Annotated in this window: 23 protein-coding genes; 12 read left to right on the forward strand and 11 right to left on the reverse strand. The window is 44.1% G+C overall.

Going from position 1 to position 19,332, the window contains the following annotated elements:
• Nucleotides 1-47: 47 nt before the first annotated feature.
• The 8 genes from AC0VX7_RS20485 to AC0VX7_RS20520 all read left to right on the forward strand — a co-directional run bounded on the left by AC0VX7_RS20485 (nucleotide 48) and on the right by AC0VX7_RS20520 (nucleotide 7,117).
• Nucleotides 48-2,465, forward strand: a complete 2,418-nt coding sequence (locus AC0VX7_RS20485) for a Na+/H+ antiporter subunit A (protein WP_475425673.1) — start codon at nucleotides 48-50, stop codon at nucleotides 2,463-2,465.
• The gene (locus AC0VX7_RS20490) at nucleotides 2,452-2,874 is read left to right on the forward strand and encodes a Na(+)/H(+) antiporter subunit B (protein WP_023626644.1); all 423 of its coding nucleotides are present in this window, start codon (nucleotides 2,452-2,454) and stop codon (nucleotides 2,872-2,874) included. The genes AC0VX7_RS20485 and AC0VX7_RS20490 overlap by 14 nt, the downstream gene beginning before the upstream one ends.
• On the forward strand, nucleotides 2,874-3,215 hold the full coding sequence (locus tag AC0VX7_RS20495) for a Na(+)/H(+) antiporter subunit C (protein ID WP_102264175.1): 342 nt from the start codon (nucleotides 2,874-2,876) through the stop codon (nucleotides 3,213-3,215). The genes AC0VX7_RS20490 and AC0VX7_RS20495 overlap by 1 nt, the downstream gene beginning before the upstream one ends.
• Nucleotides 3,208-4,689 carry a Na+/H+ antiporter subunit D gene (locus AC0VX7_RS20500; protein ID WP_475425674.1) on the forward strand — a complete coding sequence of 494 codons (1,482 nt, stop codon included), beginning with the start codon at nucleotides 3,208-3,210 and terminating at the stop codon, nucleotides 4,687-4,689. Before AC0VX7_RS20495 ends, AC0VX7_RS20500 begins: the two co-directional genes overlap by 8 nt.
• A 6-nt stretch (nucleotides 4,690-4,695) precedes the next feature.
• Nucleotides 4,696-5,172 carry a Na+/H+ antiporter subunit E gene (locus tag AC0VX7_RS20505; protein ID WP_475425675.1) on the forward strand — a complete coding sequence of 159 codons (477 nt, stop codon included), beginning with the start codon at nucleotides 4,696-4,698 and terminating at the stop codon, nucleotides 5,170-5,172.
• Nucleotides 5,173-5,219: 47 nt separating this feature from the next.
• Nucleotides 5,220-5,462: a Na(+)/H(+) antiporter subunit F1 gene (locus AC0VX7_RS20510; protein WP_475428213.1), complete on the forward strand. Its 243-nt coding sequence runs from the start codon at nucleotides 5,220-5,222 to the stop codon at nucleotides 5,460-5,462.
• Nucleotides 5,440-5,814: a monovalent cation/H(+) antiporter subunit G gene (mnhG, locus tag AC0VX7_RS20515; RefSeq protein ID WP_475425676.1), complete on the forward strand. Its 375-nt coding sequence runs from the start codon at nucleotides 5,440-5,442 to the stop codon at nucleotides 5,812-5,814. Before AC0VX7_RS20510 ends, mnhG begins: the two co-directional genes overlap by 23 nt.
• A 151-nt stretch (nucleotides 5,815-5,965) precedes the next feature.
• A complete protein-coding gene (locus AC0VX7_RS20520; RefSeq protein ID WP_475425677.1) occupies nucleotides 5,966-7,117 on the forward strand; it encodes an FAD-dependent monooxygenase in 1,152 nt (383 codons plus the stop codon).
• 943 nt (nucleotides 7,118-8,060) lie between these two features.
• Here AC0VX7_RS20520 and AC0VX7_RS20525 read toward each other — a convergent pair.
• Nucleotides 8,061-8,447, reverse strand: coding sequence for a PaaI family thioesterase (locus AC0VX7_RS20525; protein WP_475425678.1), 387 nt, complete (start codon nucleotides 8,445-8,447; stop codon nucleotides 8,061-8,063).
• 102 nt (nucleotides 8,448-8,549) lie between these two features.
• On the opposite strand from AC0VX7_RS20525, the gene AC0VX7_RS20530 reads away from it, so the two are divergent.
• On the forward strand, nucleotides 8,550-8,732 hold the full coding sequence (locus tag AC0VX7_RS20530) for a hypothetical protein (RefSeq protein ID WP_041966157.1): 183 nt from the start codon (nucleotides 8,550-8,552) through the stop codon (nucleotides 8,730-8,732).
• A 53-nt stretch (nucleotides 8,733-8,785) separates the two neighbouring features.
• Here AC0VX7_RS20530 and AC0VX7_RS20535 read toward each other — a convergent pair whose 3' ends face one another.
• Nucleotides 8,786-9,418 (reverse strand): DedA family protein, encoded by a 633-nt coding sequence (locus AC0VX7_RS20535; RefSeq protein WP_475425679.1) that lies wholly within the window; start codon nucleotides 9,416-9,418, stop codon nucleotides 8,786-8,788.
• 203 nt (nucleotides 9,419-9,621) lie between these two features.
• On the opposite strand from AC0VX7_RS20535, the gene AC0VX7_RS20540 reads away from it, so the two are divergent.
• A complete protein-coding gene (locus AC0VX7_RS20540) occupies nucleotides 9,622-9,981 on the forward strand; it encodes a YuzC family spore coat inner layer protein (RefSeq protein ID WP_475425680.1) in 360 nt (119 codons plus the stop codon).
• Between the two features lie 47 nt (nucleotides 9,982-10,028).
• Here AC0VX7_RS20540 and AC0VX7_RS20545 read toward each other — a convergent pair whose 3' ends face one another.
• The 5 genes from AC0VX7_RS20545 to AC0VX7_RS20565 form a co-directional block, all read right to left on the reverse strand.
• Nucleotides 10,029-10,217, reverse strand: a complete 189-nt coding sequence (locus tag AC0VX7_RS20545; protein ID WP_041966154.1) for a hypothetical protein — start codon at nucleotides 10,215-10,217, stop codon at nucleotides 10,029-10,031.
• 94 nt (nucleotides 10,218-10,311) lie between these two features.
• Complete coding sequence (locus AC0VX7_RS20550; RefSeq protein ID WP_475425681.1) at nucleotides 10,312-10,908, reverse strand: sulfite oxidase-like oxidoreductase; 597 nt, start codon at nucleotides 10,906-10,908, stop codon at nucleotides 10,312-10,314.
• 94 nt (nucleotides 10,909-11,002) lie between these two features.
• A complete protein-coding gene (locus AC0VX7_RS20555) occupies nucleotides 11,003-12,316 on the reverse strand; it encodes a Na+/H+ antiporter family protein (RefSeq protein ID WP_475425682.1) in 1,314 nt (437 codons plus the stop codon).
• Nucleotides 12,317-13,769: 1,453 nt separating this feature from the next.
• Nucleotides 13,770-15,278, reverse strand: a complete 1,509-nt coding sequence (locus AC0VX7_RS20560; RefSeq protein ID WP_475425683.1) for a leucyl aminopeptidase — start codon at nucleotides 15,276-15,278, stop codon at nucleotides 13,770-13,772.
• A 115-nt stretch (nucleotides 15,279-15,393) separates the two neighbouring features.
• Nucleotides 15,394-15,771, reverse strand: a complete 378-nt coding sequence (locus AC0VX7_RS20565) for a DUF309 domain-containing protein (RefSeq protein ID WP_475425684.1) — start codon at nucleotides 15,769-15,771, stop codon at nucleotides 15,394-15,396.
• 124 nt (nucleotides 15,772-15,895) lie between these two features.
• On the opposite strand from AC0VX7_RS20565, the gene AC0VX7_RS20570 reads away from it, so the two are divergent.
• Together AC0VX7_RS20570 and AC0VX7_RS20575 are read left to right on the forward strand one after the other, a co-directional pair.
• Nucleotides 15,896-16,369, forward strand: a complete 474-nt coding sequence (locus AC0VX7_RS20570; RefSeq protein WP_475425685.1) for a divergent PAP2 family protein — start codon at nucleotides 15,896-15,898, stop codon at nucleotides 16,367-16,369.
• 15 nt (nucleotides 16,370-16,384) lie between these two features.
• Nucleotides 16,385-17,152 (forward strand): cobalamin-binding protein, encoded by a 768-nt coding sequence (locus tag AC0VX7_RS20575; RefSeq protein WP_475425686.1) that lies wholly within the window; start codon nucleotides 16,385-16,387, stop codon nucleotides 17,150-17,152.
• Between the two features lie 41 nt (nucleotides 17,153-17,193).
• Here AC0VX7_RS20575 and AC0VX7_RS20580 read toward each other — a convergent pair whose 3' ends face one another.
• The 4 genes from AC0VX7_RS20580 to AC0VX7_RS20595 form a co-directional block, all read right to left on the reverse strand.
• On the reverse strand, nucleotides 17,194-17,904 hold the full coding sequence (locus AC0VX7_RS20580; protein WP_475425687.1) for a 3D domain-containing protein: 711 nt from the start codon (nucleotides 17,902-17,904) through the stop codon (nucleotides 17,194-17,196).
• Nucleotides 17,905-18,088: 184 nt separating this feature from the next.
• Nucleotides 18,089-18,409 carry a YuiB family protein gene (locus AC0VX7_RS20585; protein ID WP_475425688.1) on the reverse strand — a complete coding sequence of 107 codons (321 nt, stop codon included), beginning with the start codon at nucleotides 18,407-18,409 and terminating at the stop codon, nucleotides 18,089-18,091.
• A 131-nt stretch (nucleotides 18,410-18,540) separates the two neighbouring features.
• The gene (locus tag AC0VX7_RS20590) at nucleotides 18,541-18,666 is read right to left on the reverse strand and encodes a YuiA family protein (RefSeq protein WP_475425689.1); all 126 of its coding nucleotides are present in this window, start codon (nucleotides 18,664-18,666) and stop codon (nucleotides 18,541-18,543) included.
• Nucleotides 18,667-18,822: 156 nt separating this feature from the next.
• Nucleotides 18,823-19,305 (reverse strand): NUDIX domain-containing protein, encoded by a 483-nt coding sequence (locus AC0VX7_RS20595; protein ID WP_475425690.1) that lies wholly within the window; start codon nucleotides 19,303-19,305, stop codon nucleotides 18,823-18,825.
• Between the last annotated feature and the right edge of the window lie 27 nt (nucleotides 19,306-19,332).

Consider the following 19,332-nt stretch of genomic DNA (forward strand, 5'->3'; position numbering starts at 1 on the left):
ATAATGTTAAGCCATGAATTTGGAATTAAATAAGGAGGTATTATCACTTGTCTTTACTTCATCTTGCAGTTTTATCACCGCTTTTACTCGCGATCTTAATTCCATTTTTACATAAGTATTTCAAGAACATTCATACAGGCTGGTTCCTTTTGCCACTGCCTGCCGTGCTGTTTGCTTATTTCTTACAATTCATCAGCACGACCAGCCATGGCGGTACCGTTATGGAAACTGTTGCTTGGATTTCTTCTCTTGGAATTAATTTCACGCTAAAAGTTGATGGCCTTGGGCTATTATTCGCCCTGCTGATCACGGGAATCGGCGCATTGGTTGTGCTGTATTCGATTTATTATTTAAATCCGGACAAGGAAAAGCTGAATACTTTTTATGTCTACCTGCTTTTGTTCATGGGCGCGATGCTCGGAGTCGTTTTATCCGACAACCTGATTGTTCTCTATACCTTCTGGGAGTTGACCAGCTTTTCTTCTTTCTTGCTGATTGGATATTGGAACCATCGCGAGCGTTCCCGCTATGGTGCCCAAAAGTCAATGCTGATCACTGTTTTCGGGGGATTATCCATGCTCGGTGGGATCCTGATGCTCTATATTATCACAGGGACCTTCAGCATTACGGAAACAATCCAAATGTCAAATGAAGTCGTCAACCATCCTTTATTCACTGCGACATTGATTTTGTTCTTGCTCGGGGCTTTTACAAAATCTGCTCAGTTCCCATTCCACATCTGGCTTCCTGACGCGATGGAAGCACCTACGCCAGTCAGTGCGTACCTGCACTCGGCGACGATGGTTAAAGCGGGAATCTATCTTGTTGCCCGTATGACACCAGTGTTCGCACATTCAGGTACATGGGTCTGGCTCGTGGCCGGAGTTGGGGTACTCACGCTATTCTGGGGTTCTTTCTCAGCTGTAAAACAAACGGATTTAAAAGCGATCCTCGCTTTTTCAACTGTCAGTCAGCTGGGGATGATCATGTCACTTCTTGGAGCAGGTGCTGCAGCCCTTCATTATGGCACGATTGAAGATGGCTATTATATTGTTGCGGTCACTGCCGCGGTCTTCCATTTGATCAACCATGCCACATTCAAGGGAAGTTTGTTCATGGTGACAGGGATTATTGACCATGAAACGGGGACAAGGGATATACGCAAGCTTGGCGGTTTGATGAATTTCATGCCAATTACATTCACACTAGCGATCATCGGAACATTTTCGATGGCCGGAATTCCGCCATTCAACGGATTCCTGAGCAAAGAAATGTTCTTTACAGGCATGCTGCGCGTAGCAGAAATGGATATTTTCAATATGGACACATGGGGCATATTGTTCCCTATCATTGCCTGGTCAGCAAGTGTTTTCACATTCCTTTACAGCATGATGTATGTATTCAAGACCTTCACAGGCAAGTACCAGCCTGAGAAATTGGAAAAGAAACCGCATGAGGCACCGATCGGTATGCTGATTTCACCGGTTATTCTAGCGTCACTTGTCATCATTTTCGGTATCTTTCCGAATGTACTGTCACATAACATCATTTCGCCTGCCATGGGGTCGATACTTCCATCATTGCTCGAAAACGGTGAAGGATTCGATGTCCATATCTCTCATTGGCACGGGCCAACAGCTGAATTGTTCATGACAATCGGTGTTATTGCATTCGGGTTACTGCTCTACAAGTTCATGCCTAAATGGGCAGGGATTTATAGCAAGCTCCCTGAGCGAATGTCCTTCAACCGATTCTATGACCGCGGTCTGGAACTCATTGAGCTAACGTCAAAGAATATTACGAAGTCCTACATGACCGGTTTCATCCGGACGTATCTCGTTTATATCTTTTCATTCTTTATTTTGGCTCTTGCTTCGACACTCATTTTCAAAAACGCATTCAAACTGGATTTGAGCGATGTTGCACCTATCCGCTTTTTTGAAGTTGTGCTCGTGTTGATCATGGCCGTATCTGCGATTACCATCTTGTTTGCCAAATCAAGGCTGACTTCCATCATCCTGCTTGGCGCTGTTGGCTATACCGTAGCACTGTTTTTCGTCCTTTTCAGGGCACCTGACCTGGCACTGACACAGCTGGTCATTGAAACTGTATCTGTTGCATTGTTCCTTTTGGCGTTTTATCACCTGCCGCAGATTAGGAGAAATGAGGAGAGAATCCGCTTCAGGGCTACAAACGCGCTAATCTCGATTGCCGTAGGGGCAATTGTGACGATGATTGCCTTATCTGCCCATAGTAACAAAACGTTTGGCTCCATTTCGGAGTATTATGTTGAAAATACTTATAAAAAAGCTGGCGGCGAAAATATGGTCAACGTTATCCTCGTTGATTTCCGCGGCTTCGATACAATGTTTGAAATTGCCGTTCTTGGCATCGCTGCCCTTGGTATTTTTGCGATGATTAAGCTTCGGCTGACAAGGGGGAGAGAATTGGATGAAAACAAATGATGTCATCCTCCAGACTGTTACAAAGTTCGTCCTTTTCGTCATCATCCTGTTTTCGATCCACCTGTTTTTCGCAGGCCACTATTATCCGGGCGGTGGATTCATCGGCGGATTGATGACCTCTGGAGCGATTGTATTGCTTTTACTAGCATTCGATATTAAGACAGTCAAAATGATTTTGCCGTTTGATTATATTAAAGTTGTCGCTGTCGGTCTGCTCATTGCGATCGGAACAGGTGCCGGTGCGTTATTTTTCAATATGCCGTTCCTGACACATGCGTATACTTATGCTTATTTGCCGCTCCTCGGCAAGACATCTTTGCATACAGCGGTATTGTTTGATACAGGGGTCTTCCTTGTCGTCATTGGTGTGACAATGACCATTATTCAAACGATTGGAGAGAGCGAATAATGGAAATCTTAATGGCTTTTCTAATTGGAATTTTATTTATGACAGCCACTTACCTCATGCTTTCAAAAAGCTTGCTCAGGATTATTATCGGGACAGGGCTGTTAAGTCACGGTGCCCACCTACTCCTGCTGACAATGGGAGGCTTAAAAAGAGGTGCAGCCCCGCTCCTTGGAGAACATGCCCCATCCTATGCCGATCCGCTGCCACAGGCACTGATCCTGACAGCGATTGTCATCAGCTTTGGTGTTACGGCATTCTTCCTGGTTGTGGCCTACCGCGCCTACCAGGAGCTTGGAACCGATAATATGGATCGCTTGAGAGGAAAGGAAGGACATGAATAATCTAATTATATTACCCATCTTGATTCCTCTGATTACAGGGGTTGTACTTATTTTTTTCACTAAAAACATCATGGCCCAGCGATGGATTTCTGCGATAAGCGCACTGCTCACGATTATTGCTTCCTTCATGCTGGCAAACCATGTTTATCGGAATGGCATCCAGACGATGGATCTCAGTAACTGGGAAGCACCATACGGCATAACGCTTGTATCGGACATGCTTTCCGCCTTGCTTGTATTGACGACAAGTATCATCGCCTTTGCGGCGTTGTTTTACTCCTTCAAATCAATAGGAGAAGCTCGTGAAAGATTTTTCTATTATCCAGTCGTCAACTTCTTGATTGTCGGGGTTAACGGAGCCTTTACGACGGGCGACATTTTCAACTTGTTTGTATTTTTCGAAGTGATGCTGATGTCCTCATATGTATTGATTGTATTGGGCGGGACGAAAATCCAGCTCCGCGAATCGATTAAATACATACTCGTGAATGTTATTTCATCCGCCTTGTTTGTTATCGCCGTTGCCTATTTGTATTCAGTGGTAGGGACCCTGAATATGGCGCATATCTCGGTGAGACTCAGCGAAATTGGGAATGCCGGGATTATTACGGTGATTGCCGTATTGTTCTTGATTGTATTCGGTCTGAAAGGCGCAATTTTCCCGCTTTATTTCTGGCTGCCAGGATCGTATTACGCACCGCCAGCACCAGTAATGGCGCTGTTCGGAGCACTGCTAACCAAAGTTGGCGTATACTCAATCACCAGGACATATACATTGTTCTTTTACCATGATATCGGCTATACGCATCAATTGCTGCAAACCCTCGCTATCATGACGATTATTGCTGGGGTCATCGGAGCACTGGCTTATACTGATGTCAAAAAAATCATTATCTATAACATCATCGTTGCGGTCGGTGTCATCTTATTCGGGGTATCAGTCCTGACACCAGAATCTCTCACTGGCTCAGTATTTTATTTGATGCATGACATGAACATCAAAGCGGCACTGTTCCTGTTGGTCGGGATTATCGTTATGATCACCGGAACGAGCGACCTTGAGAAAATAAGCGGTCTGATCAACAGATACCCTGCACTTGGCTGGACGTTCTTCATTGCTACAGCCGCACTTGCCGGCATTCCGCCGCTTAGCGGTTTCGCAGGCAAACTGATGATTGTGCGCTCTGGATTTGAAACGGAAAACTATATTGGTGCTTTCGTTGTACTAATGTCGAGCTTGCTTGTCCTGTTTTCAGTCATGAGGATTTTTATCAGAGGCTTCTGGGGAACTCCAAGGGCCTATAAGAATGAGGAAAGAGCACCTGTAAAATGGCTGCTCATTGCACCTGCAATTCTGACTGTATTCGCTGTGCTATACGGCTTCGGAACTGAGGCTATTTATCCGGTTATTTCAACAGCCGCCGAAACGCTTGCCAATCCGGAAATCTACATCAATGCTGTTTTGAAGGAGTGATGAGCTATGGCTTTTCAAATCTTGCTGAATTTTATACTGGCCTTTGTCTGGATGTTTCTTAAGACATCCTACTCCCCGGCCTCTTTTTTCGTCGGGTATTTCTTCGGCCTGCTCATCATTTATATTTTCAGGCGTTTCTTCACTTCCCGCTTCTATTTACTGAGGGTAGTGGCCGTGCTGAACTTGATTTATATTTTTACTTTGGAACTGATTCTTTCGAATGTAGCAGTTTTAAAGGCAGTCCTTAGGCCAAAGCTTAATATCAAGCCGGGCATTTTCGCATTCCCGACAGAATTGAAAGAAGAATGGGAGATTACGATGCTCGCAAACCTGATTACTTTGACCCCTGGTACACTTGTCGTCGATGTTTCTTCTGACAACAAAATATTGTATGTGCATGCAATGGACATCACTGATGCGGATGAAGCAATCCAGAGTATCAAAAATACGTTTGAAAAAGCGATTATGGAGGTGAGCCGATAATGTTTGAAGCGGTTTTATGGATATCAGTTACCTTCATATCACTTGCGATGATCGGACTGATTTACCGAGTAATCAAGGGGCCTACCGTAGCAGATCGGGTAGTTGCCCTTGACGCCATCGGCATCAGCCTTGTTTCTGTGATTGCTTTAGTATCAATTGTTCTGGAAACTAGTGCTTTTCTTGATATCATCCTGCTGATTGGTATCCTGACATTCATCGGAACAGTTGCCTTTTCAAAATTCCTTGAGAAGGGAGTAATCATGGAATATGACAGAAATGGAAATCGTTAAATTTTTTGCGGGATTGTTCATTCTGCTCGGAGCATTTCTTAGCCTTGTAACTGCCTTTGGACTGATCAGGCTTCCAGATGTTTATACAAGGAACCATGCAGCATCAAAAAGTGCAACAATGGGGGTCATGCTTGTCTTGCTTGGCACCTTCCTATATTTTTGGTTGATTGAACATCATTTCAATTCCCGTTTATTACTGGGAGTTTTGTTCATCTTCCTCACTTCTCCAGTTGCAGGGCATTTGATTGCGAGGGCAGCCTATAACAGCGGGGTTAAGCTTTCGGACCGTACTGTCCAGGATGACCTTGCAAAAGCACGGAAAAAGATGAAAGCTGAAGGACATCTGAAATAAAGATGATGAACAGCCATCAGGTATATCCACCTGATGGCTTTTTTTGTCCATGAAAAATTCAATTTTTATCCATACCAACCCAAGGGTCAGTCAAGTATAGTTTAGGTAAGAAGAGTTATGATTCCTGTTTTGCGGAATGGAGGTTAAGGATATGGACGATGCAAGAATTTCAATCGTTGGCGGCGGAATTAGCGGATTATGCACAGCGATTGCCCTGCAGAGAAAAGGAATTCATGCGAATGTCTATGAAAAAGAAAAAAAACTACATGAACCGGATACCGGAATCATCTTAAGTGGCAACGCCATAAGAGCCTTCTACATTATGGGATTAGGACCACAATTGCGCGCAAATGGATTGGATTCTGATGGCTGTCTGCTTAAATCCGATTCTGGAAAAATCATTGCCGAATTCGACTACCATTCGCCATCTCATATCCCGAATTACCTGTTCATCCACCGTTCTGAACTCCAAAGAATTTTGACAGATGCACTCCTCCCTGGTTCTCTCCATTTAGATAAGCATATGATCGATTTTAAACATGACAATTCAATATCATTATTTTTCAAAGATGGTACCAGTGTAGAATCAGATTATCTTATAAGCTGCGACGGTGCAGCTTCACAAATCCGCACAAAGCTGTTTCCAAACAGCGGTTTGACATATTCGGGTTTCTCCTGCTGGAGAGGCATCATTGAAGACCCGCCAATCAAGGTGAATGCTTACACTGAAACCTGGGGAGCGAGGGGACGATTCGGGATCGCTCCGTTAATAGATAATCAGGTGTTTTGGTATGCATTAAAAAAATCCTCTGAAGAAAACAGCGACAAGAGCGATTGGTCTCCTATCGATTTATTGTTCAACTTTTTCTACTACCATGAACCAATCCAGGAAATACTGGAAAGTACCTCACCACACCATATCATTTACGACAACCTATATGAATTGAAACCCTTAACCCCGCTCCAATATGGTAAGATCCTGCTACTCGGTGATTCAGCACACGCTTCAATGCCCAATATAGGCCAGGGAGCATCACAGGCAGCTGAGGATGCCGTTTACCTGGCTAAATGGATCAGCAGCGAAGAAACAATTGTTAAGGCATTTTCCAAGTATGAAACACACAGACAGGATCGTATGAAAATAGTGAAAGATGAAATGAAAATATACGGGTTGGCATCGCGGATCGATTTCCCCGTACTTTGCTCACTTCGTAACAAGCTTCTTCAGATGACACCTGCTTCATACCATAATGCTAAGCTGAGGAAGGTAGTAGAGATTGAAGAGGATATGGATGCGTTGTAAATGTAATTGTCATTGAGCTTTGGATGATTGACAGCTTTTCGTCCTAATAGCCTTAACCTATCATAATAACGCCCAAAGCTGTCAAAATAACGTATTTTTCTTGACAGCTTTTCGCCTTCCCATATCAAACCTGTCACAATAACGACTCTTTCTTGACAGCTTTTCCCCTTCCCACGTCAAACCTGTCAAAATAACGGCTCTTTCTTGACAGCTTTTCGCCTTCTCACGTCAAACCTGTCATAATAACGGCTCTTTCTTGACAGCTTTTCCCCTTTCCACCCCAAACCTGTCACAATAACGACTCTTTCTTGACAGCTTTTCGCCTTCCCATATCAAACCTGTCACAATAACGGCTCTTTCTTGACAGCTTTTCGCCTTCCCACTTCAAACCTGTCATAATAACGGCTCTTTCTTGACAGCTTTTCGCCTTCCCACTTCAAACCTGTCACAATAACGACTCTTTCTTGACAGCTTTTCGCCTTCCCATATCAAACCTGTCACAATAACGACTCTTTCTTGACAGCTTTTCGCCTTCCCACTTCAAACCTGTCACAATAACGTATTTTTCTTGACAGCTTTTCGCCTTCCCATATTAAACCTGTCACAATAACGACTCTTTCTTGACAGCTTTTCCCCTTTTCACCCCAAAGCTGTCATAATAACGAATCTTTTTTGACAGCTTTTCGCCTTTCCAACCCAAAGCTGTCAAAATAACGAATCTTTCTTGACAGCTTTTCGCCTTCCCACATCAAACCTGTCAAAATAACGGCTCTTTCTTGACAGCTTTTCGCCTTCTCACCTCAACCCTGTCATAATAACGGCTCTTTCTTGACAGCTTTTGCTCCTATCCATGCAAACCTGTCACAATAATAAGCCGTTATCACTGATTAAAGAACCTTCTTTTCCAAGCCCACCCAAAACAAAACCAGCCAATTTGGCTGGTTCATTTCCTCCGTTTTATAACAGCGATCGTACATCTTGAAATGCAGACAAGCTTTTCTTCTTCATCGGTGATTTTTATATCCCAAACCATGGTTGTTTTTCCCTGGTGGAGGACAGTGCCGACAGCGGTAACCAGTCCGTCCTTTTTTGCCCTTATATGGTTGGCGTTGATTTCAAGGCCGACCACCACTTCGTTTTCCTTGTCAACTAGTTCGAATGCTCCAACGCTGGCGACTGTTTCTGCCAGGGCTACAGAGGCACCCCCATGCAGCAGGCCAAATGGCTGCCTTGTACGGTCATCGACAGGCATTGTAGCCACAACCTTTCCTTTTTCCAGTTCTGTTATTTCTATTCCCAGTGAGCCAAGCAGTGTGTTGTTAAGTTCCAAACTTATTACCTCCTTATATTTGGCAAACAAATTATGGTGAAATCAAGGAAAACTATTATTGTCCTTAGCAAAAGGACCCATCATTCAAATGAGGTGATCCATATGAACCGAATTCGTGAAGGCATGATTCCTGCGGTGTTAGGAACAGCTGTTACAGCAGCTGGTTACGCTATGAAACAAAATCGCAAAATCGATAAAATGGTTTCAAATACTTTATTCGGTTTCGGATTGGCCCATATTGTCCTTGGGGCCATCGATTTAGTCGAACACCGGAATGAATTTTAGCCAGACTGTCAACCCTAGCATTTCACAGTAATAGAGTATTTCTGAAGGAAGGGCTATTTTTGCTGCCCTTCCTGAAGAATTACTTCTTCAGAAACAGCCGCAGCCCTTATTTTTCTCCGACGGTACACGAATATGATGCTGATCAACGCGAAAGCGAGTACGACCAACCAAAATTCTTTATTGTACTTCATGACTACGTCCATTTTATCTCCAAATAGATAGCCTAGCACAAAAATGATTGAGACCCATACAAATGCACCACTATAGGCAAAAAGAGCAAAGGTTTTAAACGGGAGTCTACTGAAGCCGTAAAGCAATGGCACCAAGTATCGGACTCCAGGAGCAAAACAGCTCAACGACAATGAAAATGCATGGTACTTCTCCATCAGCTTCATTGCAGATTCAATCGAATTTGCAAAACGCTTCTTTTTCTCTAACATCCGAAGCAGTCTTGTCCCTATCACCCTCCCCAGCAGGTAGCTGGAGCTAAAGGCCGCAGAGATACCCATGTATGTAACCAAAAATGCAAGAATGGGGTTCAAGGCTCCCTTGGACGAAGCGAGTCCCACAGTCATCAGAATAACCTCATTGGGAACAGGAATGACGAAAACACCGAACCATAACCATAAAAATAAACCCAAATAGCCATTATCTTCAATAATATTAATGACCATCTCCAGATCCATGGTTCTCCCCCCTTCATCCGCCTTGGTCCGATTCTATTTCACAATAGAAGTTAATATGTATAACAATTCTCCCTTCTGCCTTATTTACCCTCTTTTTTTCGTTATTGAACTGCTTTTGGCTTTTCCCACCCTCATACTTAGGGATTTATGTTCATACATTGAAAAAGGTCTAAAACTTACCCGTAAGGAAGGGGTAGCTACTTATGCATTGTTTATTTTTTCATAATAATAGGATGGCTGATTGGATCGGAACTCACCCAGATCGTCCGTATTCAGAAGTGAATGCAACACTATTCAGAACCTCAGCTGATAAAGCAATTTCCCTAATGGAGGACGCTAACCTTGTGATGTCTAAAATAACTTCATCCGATTCTTTTTCCAGTGAATTAATGGCCGCCGCCCAACAATCCGACCAAAAGGAAGTAGAAAGAATGATTGAATCAACCGGGATTAAGAAGAAACCAAAGATCACGTATAACCCCGATGGAATCACAATGAACTTCGTGGATTATGCAGGTGACAAAGAATGCTGCCATATCATCACGCAGCTGAGATGGGTATAAGAAAAGCCGCTGTTCACTGAACAGCGGCCATGTCATTTGTTTTTCATTTAATAATAAAACGGATATCCATATCCGTATCCATAGCCGTAAGGCGGGAAACCGCCGTAACCGTAGCCATATGGACGTGGATATAATAGTGCGCTGCCTAAAAGGCCTCCGAGTACTCCTCCAACAAACGGACCTCCAAAGCCAAAACCAAATGGGCGTCTGCCACCGTAGAATGGTCTTCTATACATCAAGCTACCTCCCTCATATCTTTGCCTACATTACTTCATATGCAAACAGGGAGGGTGTTGAGTGGGCGTTTGTCCACTACACTAGAAAAAAAGCCTAGTCCCAGGTCATCCGCTGTTCCTTCCAAGGGTCTCCATACATATGGTAGCCATTTTCTTCCCAGAAACCAGGCCTGTTTTCAGAGGAGAATTCAATCCCTCTTACCCACTTCGCACTCTTCCAAAAATATAGATGCGGAATGACAGCTCTCAATGGATATCCATGTTCCGGGGTAAGCTCCTCCCCGTTATGGGAATGGGCTAGCAGACTTGTCTTCTTAAGAAAATCCTCAATGTGCAGATTTGTCGTCCAATTTTCCTCGGCATGGAGAATGACATACTTAGCTGTTTCCTTCGGACTGGCGAGCCGGGCTAATTCCTGAGTGGCTATGCCCTCCCAGACATTGTCCAGTTTTGACCATCCCGTCACACAGTGTATGTCATTGCCGGAGGTTGTTTGCGGCAGAGCCATTAAATCTTTATATCGTAATACCACTTCGTTTTCTACAAGACCAAAAATCTTCAAGGTCCAATCATCGAGATTCTTATAATATGGCACATTGCCATAATGCAGGACAGGAAAAGAGGTCGTGACATTTTGGTTCGGCGGGACTCTGTCCGATGGGCCCTTTTTACGCGCTTTTCCGAAATACATGATTGATCACCCCTTTTTATTATCCTACCGAAATTCTATTTTAAAATAAACAAAGCCGCCCTGCCAAAAGAGCAAGACGGTTCTGTTTTCCAACTTATAAAACCATCGCGGCGATCCAGCCGAAAATGATCAACGGAATATTATAGTGAACGAATGTCGGAACAACCGTGTCCCAGATGTGGTTGTGCTGCGTATCAGCATTCAAACCGGCTGTCGGTCCAAGTGTGCTGTCAGATGCAGGTGAACCCGCGTCACCAAGTGCAGCGGCCGTTCCCACAATCGCAATCGTCGCCATCGGGCTAAACCCGAGTTGAAGGCTCAGCGGTACAAATATTGTAGCGATGATTGGAATCGTCGAGAATGAAGAACCGATTCCCATTGTGACCAAGAGTCCTACAACAAGCATTGCCAACGCACCAAGCGCTTTATTATTGCCAATTGCATCAGCTGCCTGCGCTACAAGCGTTTCAACGTCTCCAGTTTCTTTAAGAACGTCAGCGAAACCGAAAGCAGCTAGCATGACGAATCCAATGAATGCCATCATCTTCATGCCTTCTGTTAAAAGATTATCAGCTTCACGCCACTTGATCGCTCCGCTCACGTACACGACCAGGATCCCTGCCAATGCACCGATAATCATTGAACCGAAATAAAGCTGGGCAGCAAGCGCTGCAACAATTGCTACGATTGAGAATATGATACCCACTTTGGAGTACTCACTTTTCTCGACCTGAACCACTTGATAATCCTCGTAGGTTCTAGGCTTTCTGTAAGATACGAAAATCGCGATCAACAAGCCAACAACAAGGCCTGCAACAGGCAGAAGCATCGCTGTCGGGATATCCCCCATATCGATTTCCATTCCGCTGTCAGCCATGTTCGTAGCCAGGATATCGTGGAAAATTCCGCCGAATCCAACTGGAAGCAAAATATAAGGCGCCGTAAGACCGAATGTCAATACGGATGCAATTAAGCGACGGTCAATATTCAGTTCGTTGAAGACAATCAACAATGGCGGAATCAAAATCGGAATAAACGCGATGTGGATCGGAATCAAATTTTGCGAGAAAATCGCCATCATTAAAATCAAAATGACAATAATCGCTTTAGAATACGTCTTAGCTTTAGACTCTCCGTTCTTGCCAATCATTCCAATCATCCAGTCAACCATCAGATTGGGCAAGCCAGTCTTGGAAATGGCAACAGCGAATCCTCCAAGCAGCGCGTAACTAAGCGCGACCTCGGCACTGCCTCCAAGTCCTCCTGTGAAAACCTCGATCGTCTTCTCTATACTCAAGCCGCCAGTCAGCCCGCCAATCAGCGCTCCAGCAATCAATGCCAATACAACATTGACGCGAAGAAGGCTCAGGATCAGCATCGCCAGGACAGCAATAACAACTGCATTCATGATAAGTGCTCCTCTCGGTGATTTTAATATTTTTGTTTCTCTTATTTTACTTTAGTATGGTAAATTGGTAGAGAATTAAAATGACAAGTATTAAATTATCATAGATTTGTTTTTTGTGTCAATGGGTTTGTTAATAGTTTTTGGAATGAAGTCGGGATATATGTTGTGATGGTGGAAAAATCCCAATTGTAACTAGAGGCAGTTGGGGATGGTAATCCAGGAAAACGAAACTATAGCTTCGGACAAATTCCCCTTGAAACGATTGTGATTTGTCCGAACCAAGCACATCTTCGGACAAATTCCCCTTGAACCGACTGGGAATTGTCTGAACACGAGGCATCTTCGGACAAATTCCCCTTGAAACGATTGTGATTTGTCTGAACCTAGTCCACCTTCGGACAAATTTCCCTTGAACCGATCGTGATTTGTCCGAACCTAGGGCATCTTCGGACAAATTCCCCTTGAACCGACCGAGAATTGTCTGAACACGAGGCACCTTCAGACAAATTCCCCTTGAACCGACTGGGAATTGTCCGAACCAAGCACACCTTCGGACAAATTTCCCTTGAACCGACTGGGAATTGTCTGAACACGAGGCACCTTCGGACAAATTCCCCTTGAAACGATTGTGATTTGTCCGAACCTAATCCACCTTCGGACAAATTTCCCTTGAACCGACTGGGAATTGTCTGAACACGAGGCAGCTTCGGACAAATTCCCCTTGAAACGATTGTGATTTGTCCGAACCAAGCACATCTTCGGACAAATTTCCCTTGAACCGACTGGGAATTGTCTGAACACGAGGCACCTTCAGACAAATTCCCCTTGAAACGATTGTGATTTGTCCGAACCTAGTCCACCTTCGGACAAATTTCCCTTGAACCGACCGGGAATTGTCTGAACACGAGGCATCTTCGGACAAATTTCCCTTAAAACGATTGTGATTTGTCCGAACCAAGCACATCTTCGGACAAATTCCCCTAGAATCGATTGTGATTTGTCCGAACCTAGGGCATCTTCGGACAAATTCCCCTTGAACCGACCGAGAATTGTCTGAACACGAGGCACCTTCAGACAAATTCCCCTTGAACCGACTGGGAATTGTCCGAACCAAGCACACCTTCGGACAAATTTCCCTTGAACCGACTGGGAATTGTCTGAACACGAGGCACCTTCGGACAAATTCCCCTTGAAACGATTGTGATTTGTCCGAACCTAGTCCACCTTCGGACAAATTTCCCTTGAACCGACTGGGATTTGTCTGAACAGGAGGCAGCTTCGGACAAATTCCCCAAGAACCTACCGGGAATTGTCTGAACACGAGGCATCTTCGGACAAAATGCTCTTGTACCTAGTATGATTTGTCCGAACATAGCCCATCTTCAACTTAATGCATTACCTGAAAACATAAAAACCCCAAAGTCGCTCTGACTTTGGGGTAACTAAGCTTAATTTATTCTTTATCTCCTGTTTCAAATCTTTCGACCAGCAATGCCAATGTACGGGCCATGACGCCGGTTGCGCCTGATGGGCCAAGGTCGTATTCTTTGCTTGTTGTCGCTGTTCCGGCGATGTCGAGGTGCACCCATGGAGTGCCTTCTGCAAATTCGCCGACAAACGCTCCGCCCATGATCGCATGGCCTTCTGCGCCTGGGGAATTATTCAGGTCTGCGATTTTGCTGCCACGGACACGTTCAATGTCGCGCTCGAACAATGGCAGGCGCCAGATTGGCTCTCCCGATTCATATGAAGCCTCCAGCACTTGTTCAAAGAACTCTTCGTTGTTCGTCAATGCTCCGGATGTATGCAGACCTAAAGCAGTAATGACACCGCCTGTCAGGGTTGCGATATCTACTAGATAGTTCGCACCATGATGCTTTGCGTAAGTCATTGCGTCAGCAAGCACGAGTCGTCCTTCTGCATCTGTGTTCAATACTTCAATCGTTTTGCCGCTCATTGACGTGATGACGTCATCTGGTTTGAAGGCTGTGCCCGAGATCATATTGTCTGTTGAAGGGATAACCGCTACGACGTTTTGCTCAGGCTTCAGCTCACCGATGATTTCCATTGCACCAAGAACCGCTGCCGCACCGCCCATATCGGACTTCATGCCGACGATACCAGTCTTTGTTTTGATTGAGTATCCGCCTGTATCAAACGTGATGCCCTTGCCGACAAGGCCAATTACATCCTTCCACTCTTCCTTGCCCTGATACTTCAGGACGATCATTTTTGGCGGCTGTGAAGATCCCTGATTGACCGCAAGAAGCGCACCCATGCCAAGCTTTTCCATCTCTTCTTTTTCTAAAATTTCTGCTTCAAATTCATATTTCTCTGCCAGCTTCATCGCATATTCAGCCATGTCTGTAGCTGTCAAAAGGTTTCCTGGAGTATTCACGAGCGTACGAGCCGAATTCGTTCCCTTACCGAAAACAAAGCCAACTTCAACTGCTGCTTCCACTTCTCCCTCTTCGTCTGCGCTGTATACAGTCAGGGTTTCGATTCGCTTTTCAGGCTCGTTTGATTTTTGCTTGTAGCCTTCGAACTCATATGTAGCCATCGGTAACGCTTCACCTAATGCATGCGCCGCATCATTAAGCTCAACCTTTTCGCTTGTAAAAGTATCTAAAAGCACGGCTGCTTCCGTCCACTTCTCATTCTTCGCCGTCTTAAACAAGCGGCCGAATGCATCCCTTAATGTTTCGAAATTATATTCCTTTTCATGGCCAAGGCCGACAAAATAAACCTTTTTCGCGCCAATTTTACCGAAAGTATGTATCTTGGAAACCGCTTTTTTCTTAGTTGAGATATCCCCGCTTTTAACAAGTTCCGTCAGCTGTCCATCAAAAAGTCCATCGGCTTCTCCCAAGAAGCCTTCAAGACCCGACGGCTTGTTGAACAAGCCAATCACCAGGCACTCATGGTTGTTTGAAAAATTAAATTGATCATTCACTTTAAACAAATCATTCACCCCTACAAATTTATAACTTCATTATATCGAAACTCTTAAAATATTTCGACTTCCTAACATTGCAGGCAATTTCTTTCTTCATCACATTGTAAAATAATCGCCTCTGTCAATCTTCAAGATACAAATATAACACCGGAAGCTCGGGCAGCATCGAAACTTCCTCAAATGGAACACGGTCCAGTTCCGCAGGGAATATCATCAGACAGTCTTCGATGAATGGATAAATTTTCTCTAAATCAAGTCCCCAGTGGACTGGGCGGTATGATTGCAAATAGTCATTTGCCGCCTGCATCATCAGCCGGGCGCCCTTCACATTTCCATAGCTGTAGTGATAAATGGCAACACTCATTTGCAGCAGGCCTTTTAAAAACAGATTCCCTTTATCGGTCATCCACATATCTTCAAGCAAGTCATGGCAGGTATAATAATCCCCTTCGTTGAATTTAATAAAGAACTCGTAATACTCAACAGGGTAGTCCGTCACTTCCCTCACCTCATTCCTGAAGTATTAGCACTATTTTATCAAACCTTATAAATCAGATGTAATGTTATAATTAAACTTGGGTATTACTTAAAAAGGTACTTTTATATACATAGGGGGAACAGCCATGGAATTATTAACGAATTTCCCATTATGGGCTTCGCTTGCTGCGATATTTTTCGCGCAGTTCGTAAAGGTCCCAATTCAATATATTGCGACGAGGAAAATCGATTGGTCGCTTTTGACAAGCACAGGCGGAATGCCAAGTTCCCACTCGGCAGCCGTCACAGCATTGGCTACCGGTGTGGCTCTCGAAACCGGTGCGGATTCAGCCGTTTTCGCAGTCGCCGCTGTTTTTGCGATTATCACGATGTTTGATGCATCAGGTGTCCGCAGGCAGGCAGGCGAGCAGGCCATCGTTTTGAACCAGCTTGTAGCTGATTTCGGCCGATTCGCACAGGAGGCGAAGGGCTGGCAGGATAAGCCTGAAAAGGAAAAGCAAAAAGAATTGAAAGAATTGCTCGGCCACAAACCGATCGAAGTGTTCTTTGGAGGTTTGACTGGTGTAATCTTAACCCTACTGCTGCACTATATATTTTAAAAGCAGGTGAATCAAATGAGAGTCATTTCTTTATGTCCCAGCAATACTGAAATCATGGAATACTTAGGACTGACTGATCTCCTTGTTGGAGTCGATGATTTTTCAGACTGGCCAGAATCGGTAAAATCATTGCTCAAGCTCGGTCCAGATTTATCGATAAACCTAGACCTCGTCGAGGAATTGAAGCCAGACCTCGTCCTTGCTTCTTTAAGCGTTCCGGGGATGGAAAAGAATATTGAGGGTTTGGCAGCACGCAACATTCCACATATCGTATTGAATCCGCAATCGTTGGCGGATATTGAAAATGATTTGATGATAACGGCCAACGCCTTGAACATGCCGGATCGCGGCCAGCAAGCATCTGCCCAGTTCAGGAGCAGGCTTGAGAACATCAAGCAAAAAAGCGCCAATTCCGCTTGGAGCCCAAAGCTTTACTGGGAATGGTGGCCAAAGCCTGTTTTTACCCCTGGCAGCATTAACTGGCTGACAGAGGTGTCCGAGGCTGCGGGTGGTGAGAACGTTTTTAAAGACGTTGAGCTCGCAAGCGTGCAAACGGACTGGAATGATGTGAAATCACGAAATCCGGATTATATATGCGTCGTCTGGGTCGGTGTCAGGAAGCAAAAGGTGAAGAAGGAATTGATCACAAACAGGCCTGGCTGGGAGGAACTTGATGCTGTCAAAAACGACCGGATCCTGATCCTGGAAGAAGAACTATACTGCCGTCCGTCACCACGGCTTTTGGATGGACTGGAAAAATTGCATCGTCTCCTCATTGACTGAACTAAAAAGGCACTTTCCATTCAAGGAAGGTGCCTAAACTTTTATGATTTTTTACCGCTTATATACTGCTGGCGGAAAACCTGCATTGATTCGTTCTCATTAAGGGCTTTTAAATCGGCTTCTGACAGCTTGCCATTGCCCATCTCAATTACATACACATCCAGTGTCTTTTTGCCCCATTGCTCGTATACATCATTTACCGTATCATAATACAAATCCACTTTATTCCCTTTGATTGCGCCACCTTTATCGGCAACAACACCGAATCCATATCCCGGGATGAACAGGATTGTCCCAATCGGAAATACGTTTAAATCAGCCGCGACAGTTGAATATAAGTCACGTTTAACTTTTACACCAGAATAAGTGATTCCATACCCTGGATGCCCAGGATTTTTGCCAGTCGATTCAACACCGGCTGTATACCCTGTTGCTATGATCTTCTTTGTCGGGTATTGTGACCAGTTTAGTGATTCCTCAAGAGTGGGCTGCTTTCCGGCAACCTTTTCACTTGAAGAAATTTTAGTCGTGAAGTCAGATACTTTTTTCAAAAACTTAAAAGCGAGTCCTATCGATTTCTTTTTATGATCAGTACTTGCGTTATCCTCTTGTTGAGTTCCTGCGCTATCAAATACATATGTAGATACAGTAGAAGCTTCAACTCCCGAAATAGAATGAAACGTAGAAGTTATAGCAGCAAAAAATAAAACTGCCATCGCTGAGCGTCTGGCCCACATTTTTAAAATATTCATATAATTTTTCACTCCTCCCAAAACTATTAATTTCCCAACGAAACAAGAAATATTCCAAAAGGAGCAAAAAAGTGCCTAAAGACCTATTTACACTTCCATTAAAAGTAAAATATTACTTATAGTATCCAACAACCAATCAATTTTATGCACAAAAAAAACCTCCAAATATTGAAGGTTTCTTGTATTAGAACATTTGATATCCTTTTTTTCGCAAAAGCCTGATGACTATACCCGCTAAAATTGCACCCGCCAGACCGCTGCTTAAAATCAGTATGTCTGCCATTGCCAATTGTGAAAGCCTTCGTCCAAGATCACTGAAGGCTTCCCCGCTATTCCTGAAATAGTCGATAAACGGATATTTATCAATAATGAAAATTGCGATTAATGGATAAACAACCGCCATGATCCATGACATCCTCAGCAGCATATTCAATAAAAAGCCAATCCCGAAAAATAGGACAAAAAACAATAACATCGAAATGATCAGTGTGACAACCGTCATCATGTCTATATCCCCCCATTAAACATCATTTCTAGTTTACTGTTTGTCCGTTTTCGAGTCAATGAAATGGTGTACTTTCATCTTTGGGCAAAAAGAAAAACCCCGCATTGTGCGAAGGTCAAAGATGCATTGCGTTAATTTTTTGATTTGCCTGATCCGCTGCAGCAAGTGCACGTTTCTGAACCGCCAAGCAACAGTTGGAAATAGCCTTTACCAGAGCAGTATGGACATTCCTTTGCATCATGTGTATGCATTTTCATTTGAGAACCTCTCCTTTATATTATTGAATTTTCTGATAATATATCAGACATTCATTGTTTTTGAAAAGGTTCAAATTTGGCCAAAAAACCACATTGAAAACGGATACATCATATATTTTCTTTAATTATCTGTCACTTACTCAAAATTTCAGAAAATTATAAAAATAATTTATATGTACTATAATGAACCTGCTTGCCTGGATCCAATCCCTCCGCTCCAGACACAACTTGACCAATTGGTTTACTTAAAAGGTAGTGCAGCAGCAGCGAGGTATCGGGGTCTGCTTTTAGTTCGTCAGATGTCATGAATTTTGCATCGTATAGCTCACTTTCCTCAACCGTCACCCTCTGTCCTGGTAATGGTGCCAATAGAAATACGAGCATATTATCGCTGATGGACTCCCTGATCACACCTGTTCGCAAACCCAGCAGCCCTGTGATTGTACAGACCACACCTGTTTCTTCTTTCACTTCCCGGAGGACTGCCTGATCGGCCGTTTCCCCTTCATCTACGAAGCCTGCTGGCAGCGACCAGCTTCCTTTCAGACCTCCATAGCGCTTTTTAACGACCAGCCAGCGCCCATCTTCCGAAATAACAACACCAGCGACACCAAGCCAGACATTTTCTCGTTTCCCCATTGATTTCCCCATCCAATAGCTAGTTTG

The organism is Mesobacillus sp. QJM3NY_10, from assembly GCF_056173465.1.